General features: G+C 70.9%; 11 protein-coding genes. 4 read left to right on the top strand and 7 right to left on the bottom strand.

Features of this window, described 5'->3' with window-relative positions:
• Positions 1-2 precede the first annotated feature (2 nt).
• Positions 3-1,178 carry a vWA domain-containing protein gene (locus tag FHP08_RS07215; RefSeq protein WP_147703699.1) on the top strand — a complete coding sequence of 392 codons (1,176 nt, stop codon included), beginning with the start codon at positions 3-5 and terminating at the stop codon, positions 1,176-1,178.
• A gap of 288 nt (positions 1,179-1,466) precedes the next feature.
• On the opposite strand, the gene FHP08_RS07220 is transcribed toward FHP08_RS07215, so the two are convergent.
• From FHP08_RS07220 to FHP08_RS07245, 6 genes are all read right to left on the bottom strand, one after another.
• The gene (locus FHP08_RS07220; RefSeq protein WP_147703701.1) at positions 1,467-2,360 is read right to left on the bottom strand and encodes a peptidoglycan DD-metalloendopeptidase family protein; all 894 of its coding nucleotides are present in this window, start codon (positions 2,358-2,360) and stop codon (positions 1,467-1,469) included.
• A 51-nt stretch (positions 2,361-2,411) separates the two neighbouring features.
• Entirely contained in the window at positions 2,412-4,271 is a 1,860-nt protein-coding gene (locus FHP08_RS07225) for a GspE/PulE family protein (protein ID WP_147703703.1), read from the bottom strand.
• 4 nt (positions 4,272-4,275) lie between these two features.
• A complete protein-coding gene (locus FHP08_RS07230; RefSeq protein ID WP_147703705.1) occupies positions 4,276-5,109 on the bottom strand; it encodes a class I SAM-dependent methyltransferase in 834 nt (277 codons plus the stop codon).
• Between the two features lie 5 nt (positions 5,110-5,114).
• Positions 5,115-5,633: a DNA-deoxyinosine glycosylase gene (locus FHP08_RS07235; protein ID WP_147703706.1), complete on the bottom strand. Its 519-nt coding sequence runs from the start codon at positions 5,631-5,633 to the stop codon at positions 5,115-5,117.
• Positions 5,630-7,573, bottom strand: a complete 1,944-nt coding sequence (gene htpG / locus FHP08_RS07240) for a molecular chaperone HtpG (protein ID WP_147703708.1) — start codon at positions 7,571-7,573, stop codon at positions 5,630-5,632. Before htpG ends, FHP08_RS07235 begins: the two co-directional genes overlap by 4 nt.
• Positions 7,574-7,675: 102 nt before the next feature.
• A complete protein-coding gene (locus FHP08_RS07245) occupies positions 7,676-9,121 on the bottom strand; it encodes an aminotransferase-like domain-containing protein (protein ID WP_225879059.1) in 1,446 nt (481 codons plus the stop codon).
• Between the two features lie 94 nt (positions 9,122-9,215).
• Between FHP08_RS07245 and FHP08_RS07250 the strand changes: the two genes are divergently transcribed.
• The 3 genes from FHP08_RS07250 (at position 9,216) to FHP08_RS07260 (ending at position 12,311) form a co-directional block, all read left to right on the top strand.
• Complete coding sequence (locus FHP08_RS07250; protein WP_187272202.1) at positions 9,216-9,848, top strand: LysE family translocator; 633 nt, start codon at positions 9,216-9,218, stop codon at positions 9,846-9,848.
• A gap of 52 nt (positions 9,849-9,900) precedes the next feature.
• Entirely contained in the window at positions 9,901-10,794 is an 894-nt protein-coding gene (locus tag FHP08_RS07255; protein WP_187272211.1) for a DMT family transporter, read from the top strand.
• A 119-nt stretch (positions 10,795-10,913) separates the two neighbouring features.
• Entirely contained in the window at positions 10,914-12,311 is a 1,398-nt protein-coding gene (locus FHP08_RS07260) for an NAD(P)-binding protein (protein WP_147703713.1), read from the top strand.
• Positions 12,312-12,377: 66 nt separating this feature from the next.
• On the opposite strand, the gene FHP08_RS07265 is transcribed toward FHP08_RS07260, so the two are convergent.
• Entirely contained in the window at positions 12,378-13,466 is a 1,089-nt protein-coding gene (locus FHP08_RS07265; RefSeq protein WP_147703715.1) for an enoyl-CoA hydratase/isomerase family protein, read from the bottom strand.
• Positions 13,467-13,475: the final 9 nt, after the last annotated feature.

Here is a 13,475-nt window from a genome sequence, read left to right on the forward strand (position 1 = left end):
CCATGCTGATCGACTTCTTCCTCCACATGCGGCAGGCCAGGCTGCCGGTGTCGATCAAGGAATACCTGATGCTGCTCGAGGCCATCAAGGAGCACGTGATCGGGCAGTCGGTCGACGACTTCTACTGGCTCTCGCGCGCCACCCTGGTCAAGGACGAGCGCAACTTCGACAAGTTCGACAAGGCCTTCGCGAGCTACTTCAAGGGCGTGCAGGCCATCCAGGGCATCGACGTCAACGTGCCGCTCGAGTGGCTCAAGCGCCAGCTGCAGCGCGAGTTCACCGCCGAAGAGAAGGCCGCGATCGAGGCCATGGGCGGCCTGGACAAGCTGATGGAGCGCCTCAAGGAACTGCTCGAGGAACAGAAGGGCCGCCACGAGGGCGGCAACAAGTGGATCGGCACCAACGGCACCTCGCCCTTCGGCAACGGCGGCTTCAACCCCGAGGGCATCCGGGTGGGTGGTCCCTCGGCGGGCAACCGCACCGCGGTCAAGGTCTGGGAGCAGCGCGCCTACCGCGACTACGACGACCAGGTCGAGCTGGGCACCCGCAACATCAAGGTCGCGCTGCGCCGGCTGCGCCGCTTCGCGCGCCAGGGCGCGCCCGACGAACTGGACCTCGACGGCACGATCGAGAACACCGCGCGCAACGCCGGCTACCTCGACATCAAGATGCGGCCGGAGCGCCACAACACGATCAAGGTGCTGATGCTGCTCGACGTGGGCGGCACGATGGACGACCACATCAAGCGCACCGAGGAGCTCTTCTCGGCCACCAAGACCGAGTTCAAGCACCTCGAGTTCTACTACTTCCACAACTGCGTCTACGACTTCGTCTGGAAGAACAACCGGCGCCGCCATGCCGAGCGATTCTCGACCTGGGACATCCTGCGAAAGTACAACGCCGACTACCGGCTGATCTTCGTCGGCGACGCCACGATGAGCCCCTACGAGATCCTGCAGCCGGGCGGCTCGGTCGAGTACAACAACGAGGAAGCCGGCGCGATCTGGCTGCGCCGGCTGGTCGAGCGCTTCCCGAAGTACGCCTGGCTCAACCCCGAGCCCGAAGGCGTCTGGCAGTACCGGCAGTCCATCTCGGTGATCCAGCAGCTGGTGGGCGGGCGGATGTTTCCGGTGACGCTGCAGGGGCTGGAGCGGGCAATGCGGGAGTTGTCGCGCTGACCACAGCGGCCACCGGCGGCCACTCGGGATCTTGCGCGGGCGCGGCCGGCGAGGCGCGGCAGCGGCGATGACCGTGGCGGCCGGCCCGGGGGGCCGGCTTCCCTGCGCTGCTCGCCTTGGGCTGGCGCGGCGCAACTCGCTTCGCGCGCGCTGCGCGCTGCGCTCGAACAGGGCGCGAAGCGAGTTGCGCCGCGCGGCCAGCAGTCCGAGCATCGCAGGCACCCACCGCGCAGCGGTGGGCAAGCACCGCCCGTGCCCGCGGGTCGGGGCCCGCGCCTTTGCCCGCGCCTAGTTGCCGTCCGCCTCCCCCAGGAACAGCGCCGGATCCACCATCGCGCGGTTCAGGCTCACCGACCAGTGCAGGTGGGCGCCGGTGACGCGGCCGGTGGCGCCCACCGCGCCGATCCGGTCGCCCGCCGCGACCGTGTCGCCGGTGCGCACCTCGATCGAACTCAGGTGGCAGTACATGGTCAGCAAGCCGCTGCCGTGGTCGATCCAGACCGTCTTGCCGTTGAAGAAGTAGTCGCCGGTGTCGATGACCCGTCCCGCCACGGCGGCCGCCACCGGCGTTCCCTCGGGCGCCGCGATGTCCATCCCGCTGTGCGGATTGCGCGGCTTGTCGTTGAAGAAGCGGCGCAGGCCGAAGGAGCTGGATCGCCTGCCCTCGGTCGGCGGGACCATCCGCAGCGTGACCGGCAGCACGTCGGAGCGGGTGGCCATCACGCCCGCCAGGTGCACGCGCTCGCGCTCGTAGCGCGCCAGGTCGGCCTTGGACAGGTCCACCTTGCCCGGCGCCACCTTCAGCCGCTGCTCGGCGTAGCGCACCTGCTCGACCTCGAAGGACACCCGCGCCTCGGCCTTGCCGTCGCGCCGGACCACCAGGTGCTTCGTGCCCGGATCGGCGGCCAGCGGAATGCCCACGATCGCGGTCCATCCCGACGGGTCTCCAGCCACCATGACCGGCACCCCGTCGAAGCTCGCCTCGGGTGTGCTGGCGGACGCGCCGAGTTCGATCAGGGCGACGCCGCCGGGCACGCTGCGCGGACGCGGGAGCTCCGTCGCGAAAGCCGCCGACGCGAGCAGGCCGGCCAGCAGCGCCACTGCGGCACACACAGACGGAAAGCGCGAGAGGATCGACGAGATCGGACCGGCGCACGCGCCGCGAGACTGGAGGTTCGGCATGAACCGATGTTACTACCGCCGGTCAGAGCGCCGCGCCGGTGCCAGCCACCCTCACCCTTCCATCGGAGGCGCCGCCTTCAGCACTTCGTCGAGCGTGGTGAGGCCGGCCGCGATCTTCTGCGCGCCGGCCAGCCGCAGGGGCCGCAGCCCGCCCTGCATCGCCCGGCGGCGGATCGCGTCGAGGTCCGGCCGCTCGGTGATCAGTGCGCGCAGGCCTTCGTCGAGGGTGAGCAGCTCGTACAGGCCGGTGCGGCCCCGGTAGCCGGTCATCCGGCACTCCATGCAGCCCACCGGCCGCCAGGCGCGGCCGGGCCGGGCCGCGCGGAAGGGCTTGAGCAGGCCCGACCAGTCTTCCTCGGGCAGCGGCTCGCCTTCGCTCTTGCAATGCTCGCACAGCGTGCGGACCAGCCGCTGCGCCATCACGCCGATCAGCGTGGACTTGAGCAGGTAGGGCGGCACGCCCAGGTCGAGCAGCCGGGTGATCGCCGACGGCGCGTCGTTGGTGTGCAGCGTGGACAGCACCAGGTGGCCGGTGAGCGCGGCCTGCACGGCCATCTCGGCGGTCTGCAGGTCGCGGATCTCGCCCACCATGATGATGTCGGGATCCTGCCGCATCAGCGCGCGCACGCCCTCGGCGAAGCCCAGGTCGATGCCCTGCTGGACCTGCATCTGGTTGAAGGCGGGCTCGACCATCTCGATCGGGTCTTCCACCGTGCAGACGTTGACGTCCTCGGTGGCCAGCTGCTTGAGCGTCGTGTAGAGCGTCGTGGTCTTGCCCGAGCCGGTCGGACCGGTCACCAGCACGATGCCGTTGGGTCGGACGGTCATCGCGTCCCAGCGGCGGCGTTCGTCGTCGGAGAAGCCCAGCTCGGTGAAGTCGCGGACCAGCACCTCGGGGTCGAAGATCCGCATGACCAGCTTCTCGCCGAAGGCGGTGGGCATCGTGGCCAGCCGCAGCTCGATCTCGCGGCCGTCGGCATTGCGGGTCTTGATCCGACCATCCTGCGGGCGACGCTTCTCGACCACGTCCATCCGGCCGAGGAGCTTGATCCGGCTCGTCATCGCGGCCAGCACCGAGGGCGGCACCTGGTAGACGTTGTGCAGCACGCCGTCGATCCGGAAGCGGATCGCGCCGAGGTCGCGGCGCGGCTCCAGGTGGATGTCGCTCGCGCGCTGGTCGAAGGCGTACTGCCAGAGCCAGTCGACGATGGTGACGATGTGGCGGTCGTTGGCGTCGAGGTTGCGCCCGGAACGGCCCAGCTCGACCAGCTGCTCGAAGTTGTTCTGCGCGGCCGCGCCGCCCTTGCGCTGCGCATCGCGCACGGTGCGCGCCAGCGTGAAGAATTCGACGATGTAGCGGTTGATCTCGAGCGGGTTCGCGACCACCAGCCGGATCTCTCGCCTGAGCAGACCCCGCAGCTCGTCCACCCAGTCGGTCATCCACGGCTCGGCGGTGGCGATCGTGACTTCGCCGTTCCTCACGTCGAGCGGCAGGATCTTGAAGCGCGTTGCATACTGGCTGGACATGACGTCGGCCACGCGCGACAGGTCGACCTTGAGCGGGTCGATGCGCGCGTGCGGCAGGCCGACCTTCTCGGCGAACCAGGCGCACAGCGTGTCCAGGTCCAGCGTGCGGCCGGAAGCCGGCGCGCGCAACTTGCGCCGGGAAAGCGCGACCAGCGCGTGCTGCTCGCCGCCCGACAGGCCGGCGTAGCGGCCGACCTCGTCGGCGTCCTCGGTCGACAGCAAGCCGTCGGCGACGAGTGCCGGCAACAGGTCCTCGACCGCGACGCGGCGGCCCGGCCGCGCGGCGATCGCGGCCTGGCGGGAATCGGGCGACGCCGGGTCGGCGGCGCCCGGAGTGGCGGCGGCCGGATCGGCGGCGCCCGGAACGGCGATGGCGAGGCTCATGGCCTCACACTACCAGCGCAGGCGCCGTGTCGTTTCCGTCTCCGGACGAACGGCGTCCTGCGCCGTCCAGAAGCGCCCTGGCCCAGGCCGTGGCCGGCAGGCGCCAGCGTCGCTCGACCGCGACGGCCCGCGCCGTCAGCGCGCCGGCCGACACCGTGAGCGGCGGCCCGGTAAAAGCCAGCACCACGACGTTGCCGGCCCGCACCGGCGGCATTTCCAGCACCCGGCCCTCGAAGGCGCGGCGGATCCGGGCGATGTTCTTCGCGTACGACGCGTGCTCGCCGAACAGGTTCACGACCAGCACCCCGCCGGCCGGGTCCAGGGCGGCACGGCAGTCGCGATAGAAGGCCAGGCTGTCGCAGACGGGTCCGCGCGCCTGCGCGTCGTACAGGTCGGCCTGGATCACGCCCCAGCGGCGCGCTTCGTGGCCGGCGCTCGCCCCGGCCACGAAGCGCGCGGCGTCGGCATGGTGCACGGCGAGCCGAGCGTCGTCGGCCGGCAGCGCGAACTGCGCGCGCGCCACCCGGATCACGCCGGCCGAGGCCTCGACCACGTCGATCCCGGTGTCGGGCAGCCGGCGCCAGCACCAGCGGGTCAGCGCGCCGGCGCCCAGGCCGAGCTGCAGGATCCGCGCAGGCGGATCGAGGACGAGCAGCCAGCCCATCATCTGGGCCACGTAGTCGATCGCGATGTCCCAGGGCCGACGGATCCACATGGCGCCCTGCACCCATTCGGAGCCGAAGTGCAGGTAGCGGATCCCGTTTTCCTCGGACAGTGTGATCGGCGGGTCGGGAAGGACGGGCGGCCGCGCCTTGCGCGGGAGGGAAGCAGGAGACAAGGCGGTCAGGTCGAAACGATGAAGGGCGCGAGCGCCTCGCGCCAGGCGGCGAGCTTCTCGCTTTCCGGCATTGCCGCATAGGCCGGACTGGTGGAAGGCAGCACGCGCACATCGTACCCCTGCTCGCGGAAGGCCTGCGCGAACCGGGCCGCGTGCCGGCCGTTGAAGACCACCTGCTCGATCGCCGGCGCGAGCTGGCGCAGCCGCGCGAAGTCGTTGGGCCGCGAGTCGCGGATCGCGCTGTCCAGGCTGCCCTCGCGCCGGCAGGCCGAGTGCACGTCCCAGATCGCGATGCCGCGCTCGCGCACGATCCGGTAGCGCTGCTCGAAGGGCATCTCGACCAGCCGCTCGCCGAGCAGCTCGCCGAGGATGCGCCAGAACAGGTTGCGCGGATGCGCGTAGTAGTGGCCGGCGGCCAGCGAAGCCTCGCTGGGGAAGCTGCCCAGGATCAGCAGTCGCGCGTCCGGCGCGACGATCGGCGGGAAGCCGACCCTGGGCGCCGGCGCGCCGACCTTCGGGCTCACGCGGCCGGCGGCGAGATCGACAACAGCATCCGGTTCAGCCGCTGCACGAAGCCGGCCGGATCCTCGAGCTGCCCGCCTTCGGCCAGTTGCGCCTGGTCGAGCAGCAGCCGCGACCAGTCGCCCGCCTGGCCGTCCTCGCCGCGACGGATCTGGTCCTTGAGTCGCGCCACGATCGGGTGCTGCGGATTGAGCTCCAGGATCGGCTTGCGCGGCGGCGCCTTCTGGCCGGCCTGCTTCAGCAGGCGCTCGAGGTGGCCGCTGATGTCGCCTTCGTCCGAAACCAGGCAGGAGGCCGAATCGGTCAGGCGGTTGGTGACCCTCACCTCCTTCACCGCGTCGCCCAGCTCGGCCTTGACCTTCTCGGTGAGCTCGCGGTGGTCCTGCGCCACCTGCTCCGCCTGCTTCTTCTCTTCCTCGTCCTCGAGCTTGCCTAGTTCGAGCCCGCCGCGCGCCACCGAGACCAGCTCCTTGCCTTCGTGGGCGTCGAGGAAGCTCAACATCCACTCGTCGACCCGGTCGGTCAGCAGCAGCACCTCGACGCCCTTGCTCCGGAACACCTCCAGGTGCGGGCTGCTGCGCGCGGCCTGCAGCGAATCGGCCGTCAGGTAGTAGATCTTCTCCTGGCCCTCCTTCATCCGGCCCAGGTAGTCGGCCAGCGACACGGTCTGCGCGTCGCCCTCGGACTGCGTGCTCGCGAAACGCAGCAGCTTCGCGATGCGCTCGCGATTGCCGAAGTCCTCGCCCATGCCCTCCTTGAGCACCTGCCCGAACTCGCTCCAGAAGCCGGCGTATTTCTCCGGCTGGTTCTCGGCCAGGTCTTCCAGCATACCCAGCACCCGGCGCGCGCAGCCCTCGCGGATCGCCTTCACGTCACGGCTTTCCTGCAGGATCTCGCGCGACACGTTCAGCGGCAGGTCGTTCGAGTCGACCACGCCGCGCACGAAGCGCAGGTAGGCCGGCAGCAGCTGCTCGGCGTCGTCCATGATGAACACGCGGCGCACGTAGAGCTTGAGGCCCGCGCGGCGCTGGCGGTCCATGAGGTCGAAGGGCGCCTTGGCCGGCAGGTAGAGCAGCTGCGTGTACTCGGCGCGGCCCTCCACCCGGTTGTGGGTCCAGGCCAGCGGCTCGGTGCCGTCGTGCGACAGGTGCGACCAGAAGGCCTTGTACTGCTCGTCGGTGATCTCCGACCTGGACCGCGTCCACAGCGCGCTGGCCTGGTTGACGGTTTCCCAGTCGTCGAGCCGCCGGTACTCGCCCTTGTCCTTGTCCCACTCCTCGCGGCGCATGCGAATGGGCAGCGAGATGTGGTCCGAGTACTTGGTGACGATGCTCTTCAGGCGCCAGCCCGACAGCAGCTCGCCGAAGGTCTCGCCGTCGCCGCCGGCTTCGTCGGCGCGCAGGTGCAGGATCACGTCGGTGCCGCGGCCCGGCTTCTCGACGGTTTCCACCGAGAACTCGCCGCTGCCGTCGGACTCCCAGCGCACCGCCTGGTCGGCGGGGAGGCCGGCCCGGCGCGACACCACGGCGACCCGATCGGCCACGATGAAGGCCGAGTAGAAACCGACCCCGAACTGGCCGATCAGCTGGGCGTCCCGGGCCTCGTCGCCCGAAAGCCGGCCGAAGAACTCGCGGGTGCCGGACTTGGCGATCGTGCCCAGGTGCTCGATCGCCTCGTCGCGCGACAGGCCGATGCCGTTGTCGGAGATCGTGAGCGTGCGCGCCTGCGGGTCGAAGTCGACGCGGATCTGCAGCTCGCCGTCCCCCTCGTAGAGCTCGGGCTTGTCGAGCGCCTCGTAGCGCAGCTTGTCGCAGGCGTCCGAGGCATTGGACACCAGCTCGCGCAGGAAGATCTCGCGGTTGCTGTACAGGGAGTGGATCATCAGCTGCAGCAGCTGACGAACCTCGGTCTGGAAGCCGAGGGTTTCCTTCATCGCGCCCATCGTGGTGAAGTCTCTTCGAGTTGTCTGGATTGCGGAATCTGGCCGGAGGCGATGCGGCCGCCCGGCGTCGGAATCGGGATCATTGGGGCGCCCGCGGCGTTTTCAAGCCCCGGCCACACCCGCCCGCGCCCGGACCTGACCCAGCACCTCCTGCAGGTCCGCCAGCATCCGCGGGTTGCAGGTGGTGGCCACGTTGAAGCGCATCCAGGTGCTGGGCCGCTGGCCGGGCATGAACAGGCTGCCCGGCGCCATCAGGTAGCCGCGTTCGTGCATCGCCTGGGCCACCGAAGTGGTGTCCACGCCGGCATCCGCCCAGACGAACATGCCGATGCCGGGCGTCGCGAAGGGCCGCATGTCCAGCCGCTCGACGGCCCGCAGCGCGGGCTCGTACGCCGCGGCGAGCCGGGCGCGCAGCCGATCGAGGTGCCGACGGTACTGCCCCTCGGACAGCACCCTGTGCACCAGTCGTTCGCCCAGCTCCGGCGAGGTCAGCCCGACCAGCATCTTGAGGTCGGTCAGCGCGCGGGCCAGGCCGGGCTCGCAGGCCACGAAGCCGACCCGCAGGCTGGCCGCCAGCGTCTTGGAGAAGCCGCCCAGGTAGACCACCCGCTGCAACTGGTCGAGCCCGGCCAGCCGCAGGCAGGGTTGCACCGCGGGCCCGGGATGCAGGTCGCCGTAGACGTCGTCCTCGACGATCGTGAAGTCGAAGCGCTCGGCGAGTTGCAGCAGCCGGTAGGCCACCGCCGGTGCGATCGCGGTGCTGGTCGGGTTGTGCAGCACCGACACGGTCACGAAGAGCTTCGGGCGATGCGCCTGCGCAAGCTCCTGCAGTCGGTCGAGGTCGGGGCCATCGGCGCCGCGCGGCACGCCGATGATCCGCGCACCCAGCAGCGACATCCGGCCGAACATCAGGAACCACGAGGGCTCGTCGACCAGCACCGTGTCGCCGGGCTTCAGGAAATGCTGGGCGATCAGGTCCAGCGCCTGCGACACGCCGTTGGTGGTGACGATCTGCTGGGCCCGGGCGCCGATGCCGAATTCCGCGAGCTTCTGGCGCAGGCGCTCGCGCAGCGGGCCGAAGCCCTGCGGGTCGCCGTAGTCGAGCAGCGGCGTCGCACCCTGCCGGCCCAGCGCGCGCAGGCCCGACGCCACGATGTCGGCGTCCAGCCAGTCGGTCGGCAGCACCCCGCCGCCCGGCATGTTCTGCGCCGGCAGCTTGCGGAACATGTTGCGCAGCAGCCAGCCGATGTCGATCCGCGCGCCCGCCGGCTCGGCCCAGGCGTCGGCCGCGCGCGGCGCCAGGCCGTCGCCGCGATCGCGCACGTAGAACCCGGACCCGCGCCGCGACTCCAGGTAGCCGCGCGCGATCAGCCGGTCGTAGGCCTCGACCACGGTGAAACGCGACACGCCGTGCCCGGCGGCGAATTGCCTGACCGAGGGCATCCGGCTGCCGGGGCGCAGCAGGCGCTCGTCGATGCGCGCCGCGTACCAGTCGACGATCTGCTCGACCAGCGTGCGGTCGCTGCCGGGGGTGAGGATGCGTTCCATGGGGTGCCGTGCTGTCGAATCGACCGGAACAGTCCGCATCCGACTTGGCGAACTGTACCGGTACCGTATATGCGGACGAGTCTACACTCGCGGCATGCAATCGCTCCAGTTCCTGTCCGGCAACTGGCAGGTGGACCTGCCGCTGCTCGCCGCCTTCACCTGGTTCGCCTGGGTCGGTTCGGTGACCCCGGGGCCCAACTGCGCGTTGGCCCTGTCGACCGCCGCCAACTTCGGGCCGCGCAGCGTGGGCCCGCACATGCTGGGCGTGGCCATCGGCTTCTCGGCGATGCTCGCGGCCGCGCTCGCCGGCGCGCACGGGCTGCTGCTGGCCGTACCCTGGCTGGCCGCCGCGCTGAAGTGGTTCGGCATCGCCTGGCTGGCCTGGATGGGCATGCAGCTGGCCCGTTCGCGCAGTCTGTCCGACCGGCGCAGCGCCCGGCCGCCGCGGGTGTACGAAAGCACGCTGCTGCAGTTCGCCAACCCGAAGGCCTGGATGCTGATGACCGCCACCGTCGGCGCCTACCAGGGGCTGGCTCGTCCCGGCTGGCTCAACGGGCTGCTGATCGTGGCGATCTTCGTCGGTTGCTGCATGGTCGCGCTGGTGCTCTGGGCCTGGGCTGGAGCGGCGCTGCGTCAGTGGCTGGCCGACGGGCGCAGGCTCGCCTGGTTCAACGGGCTGCTGGGCTTGTCGCTGGTCGCGACCGCCGGCTGGCTCGCCCTGTCATGAGCGCGCGCGGTCCGATGAGCAGCGGGCGCACCGTCCGATGAGCACGCTGGCACTGCACTCGAACGAAACCCGCGGCATGCTGCTCGGCCTGGTCGGCGTGGCGATGTTCGCGATGACGCTGCCGATGACCCGGCTGGCGGTCGCCGCGCTCGATCCGGTCTGGCTCGCCTTCGCGCGGGCCGAAGGCGCCGCGCTGCTGGCCGCGATCGCGCTGCTCGCCAGCCGCACCAAGCGGCCCGCGCGGCGCCACTGGCCGGCCCTGGCGGCAACCGCCGGCGGCGTGGTGCTCGGCTTCCCCCTCTTCTCCTCGATCGCGATGCGGCACACCGATGCTTCGCACGGGGCGGTGATCACAGGCCTGATGCCGCTGGCCACCGCGCTGATCGCCACCCGGCTGGCCGGCGAGCGGCCGAGCCGCGGCTTCTGGATCGCGGCGATCGCCGGCAGCCTGCTGGTCTGCGCCTTTGCGCTGCGGGAGGGCGCCGGCCGGATCGGCGCCGGCGACCTGGCGATGCTGGCCGCGGTCGTGACCGGCGCGGCCGGCTATGCCTGGGGCGGCCGGCTCGCGCGCGAGCTCGGCGGATGGCAGACGATCGCCTGGGTGCTGGTGTTCAGCGCCCCGGTGCTGGCCCTGCCCACGCTTTGGCTGAGCCTGCGTGCCGACTTCGCGGGCGCAGGCCTCCCCGCCTGGTCCGGATTCCTCTGGGTCACCGTCTTCAGCCAGTTCGTCGGCTTCTTCTTCTGGTACGGCGGCATGGCGATCGGCGGCGTGGCGCGGGTCTCGCAGGTCCAGTTGTTGCAGCTCTTCATGACTCTGGTCTTCGCCGCGTGGATCGGCGGAGAGCGGGTCGACGCCTGGACCTGGGCGGTGGCCGCGACGGTCGTCGCGATCGTGGCGGCCGGCCGCCGCGCGCCGGTGAAGGCGCTCTCCATGGCCGCACGCTGAGAGGCGGTGCAGGCGTCCGCCGTCCTTGTGCGCCGCGGCGTGCCAAACGGCCCGGGACCGGGTCCAATCCGGCGAAACCGGCGTCGCGCCTCGCGGCCGGCACCCCGAGGACCATTCCCATGGACCACGCGATCGAAACGGACTACCTGGTGGTGGGCACCGGCGCCGCCGGCATGGCCTTCACCGATTCGCTGCTCACCCACTCGGACGCCACCGTCACCCTCGTCGACCGGCGCCACGCACCCGGCGGGCACTGGATCGATGCCTACCCTTTCGTGCGCCTGCACCAGCCGTCCGCGTTCTACGGCGTCGAGTCGCTGCCGCTGGGACGCGACACGATCGAGCGATCGGGGCTGAACGCCGGCTACTACGAGCGGGCCGGCGCCGACGATCTGCGCGCCTACTTCGCCGAGGTGATGGCGCAGCACTTCCTGCCTGGCGGACGCGTGCGCCACTTCCCCTGCAGCGAGTTCCTCGGCGGCGAGGCCGGCATCTACCGCTTCGCCTCGCGGCTCACCGGCGCCACGCATTCGGTGCGCGTGCGGCGCAAGCTTGTGGACACCACCTATCTCGAAGGCGACATCCCCGCCACCAGCCCGCCCCCCTTCGAGGTGGCCGACGGCGTCCGCTGCGTGGCGGCGGGCGACATCGCCCGCATCGCCGAACGCCCTGGCCGCTTCGTCGTGATCGGCGCCGGCAAGACCGCGCTCGATGTCTGCACCTGGCTGCTCGAACAGGAGGTGCCGGCGTCGGCCATCCGCTGGATCAAGCCCAGGGAGAGCTGGTGGCTGAGCCGCCGCTTCCACCAGCCGCACGAGGGCCTGCCCGATTTCCACGCAAGCGTCGGCATGCAGCTGCAGGCCGCGGCCCAGGCCACGTCGATCGACGATCTGTTCGCCCGGCTGGAAGCCGAGGGCTACTTCCTGCGGGTCGACACGAACGTGGCGCCGTCGATGTGCCGGGGCGCGATCGTCAGCGAAGCGGAAGTGGACCTGCTGCGCCAGATCGAGGACGTGGTGCGCCTGGGCCGGGTACGCCGGATCGAGCCCGACCGGATCGTGCTCGACGAAGGCTCGGTGCCCACCGACAGCGAGGCGATCCACGTGCACTGCGCCGCGCGCGGACTGGCGCGTCCGCCCCTGCGGCCGGTCTTCGAAGCCGACCGGGTCACCGTGCAGCCGCTCTTCTGGGGCTTCGCCTGCTACCAGTTCGCGCTGCTCGGGGTGATCGAGGCCTGCGTCGAGAGCACCGAGGAGAAGAACCGGCTGTGCCGGCCCATCCATTACTGGGACAGGAACGCCGACTACCCCTCGGCTTTCCTGGCGATGCTCGCCTCGGAGCAGGCGCGCGCCGCGCATCCGGCGGTATCGGCCTGGGCGCGCGAGGCGCGACTCAACCCGCTCGGCGGGATAGGCAAGTATCGCGACCACCCGACCGTCGCCCGGACACGCGAGCAGTTCAGGCAGTTCGGCGCCGCAGCGGCCGGGAACCTCGCGAAGCTGCTCGCGACCAGGTGAATCGGGGCGGATCCGGGCACGCGATCGGGCGCTCCGACGCGCGCCCGGGTGCGACGCCCGGCGACGTCAGCCGGCGAAGTGCGCCGCGACATCCGCGGCGTCGACATCCTCGAAGCGCGCCGGCGACCACTTCGGCGACCGGTCCTTGTCGATCAGCAGCGCGCGAACGCCTTCCGGGAAGTCGTGGTGGCGCTGGAAGTTGCGCGCCAGCACCAGGTCCAGCCGCAGCACTTCGGCGATCGACATCTGGCGCGTGCGCCGCAGGTACTCGAAGGTGACGTGCGCCGCGGTCGGCGAGCCGTTGGCCAGGTTGTCGGCGGCGGTGCGGAAGAACTCGTCCTCGGCAGCGGCTGCGAGCAGCGCATCGCGCACGCCGGCCACCGTGGGCTGCATGGCGATGAAGCGGATCGCATCGAAATACTGCTGCAGGTTCGACACCGGCATGCCGGCCTTCCAGCGCCGGTGATGCGACAGGCACAGGCGGCTCAGCCGCTCGCGATCGGCGGCCGGCTCGCCGGTCCAGGGCAGCGCCAGCATCTCGTCGCAGAAGCCGGCACGCGCCTCCTGGGGCACGAAGGCGTCGGCCAGGCCGGCGAAGATCGCATCGGCCTCGTTGACGATCATGCCGGTCAGCGCCATCACGGCGCCGGCGCCGCCGGGCAGGCGATTCAGGAACCAGCCGCCGCCCACATCGGGGAAGAGGCCGATGTGGATCTCGGGCATCGCGATCTTGCTGCCCTCGGACACGATCCGGTGGCTCGCGCCGACCGACAGCCCGACGCCGCCGCCCATGCACACGCCGTGCGCCCAGGACAGGAAGGGCTTGGGATAGGTGTGGATCAGCAAGTCGAGCGTGTACTCGACGTCGAAGAAGGCATCGCCGTAGACGAAGCGCTGCGGGCCGCCCGCGCGCACCTCGCGGATCACGCCGGCCACATCGCCGCCCGCGCAGAAGCCCTTGGGCCCCTCGCCTTCCAGCACCACGGCCACGATGCCTTCGTCGGAGGCCCAGGCGCGGAAGCGGTCCAGCATCAGCTGGCACATCTCCAGCGTGAGCGCGTTCAGCTGCTTCGGACGGTTCAGCCTGGCGAAGCCGATCCGGCGGCCACCGCCGGTCTCGCATTCTTCGAACAGCACCGGTGCTTGCTCGGTCATTCTCGTATG

The sequence above is a fragment of the Zeimonas arvi genome (genome assembly GCF_008039575.1).
Classification (GTDB): Bacteria; Pseudomonadota; Gammaproteobacteria; order Burkholderiales; family Burkholderiaceae_E; genus Zeimonas; species Zeimonas arvi.

Coding starts and splice junctions, on each gene's coding strand:
- FHP08_RS07215 (WP_147703699.1), top strand. CDS start 3: ATGCTGATCGACTTCTTCCTCCACATGCGGCAGGCCAGGCTGCCGGTG.
- FHP08_RS07220 (WP_147703701.1), bottom strand. CDS start 2,360: ATGCCGAACCTCCAGTCTCGCGGCGCGTGCGCCGGTCCGATCTCGTCG.
- FHP08_RS07225 (WP_147703703.1), bottom strand. CDS start 4,271: ATGAGCCTCGCCATCGCCGTTCCGGGCGCCGCCGATCCGGCCGCCGCC.
- htpG (WP_147703708.1), bottom strand. CDS start 7,573: ATGGGCGCGATGAAGGAAACCCTCGGCTTCCAGACCGAGGTTCGTCAG.
- FHP08_RS07245 (WP_225879059.1), bottom strand. CDS start 9,121: ATGGAACGCATCCTCACCCCCGGCAGCGACCGCACGCTGGTCGAGCAG.
- FHP08_RS07250 (WP_187272202.1), top strand. CDS start 9,216: ATGCAATCGCTCCAGTTCCTGTCCGGCAACTGGCAGGTGGACCTGCCG.
- FHP08_RS07260 (WP_147703713.1), top strand. CDS start 10,914: ATGGACCACGCGATCGAAACGGACTACCTGGTGGTGGGCACCGGCGCC.
- FHP08_RS07265 (WP_147703715.1), bottom strand. CDS start 13,466: ATGACCGAGCAAGCACCGGTGCTGTTCGAAGAATGCGAGACCGGCGGT.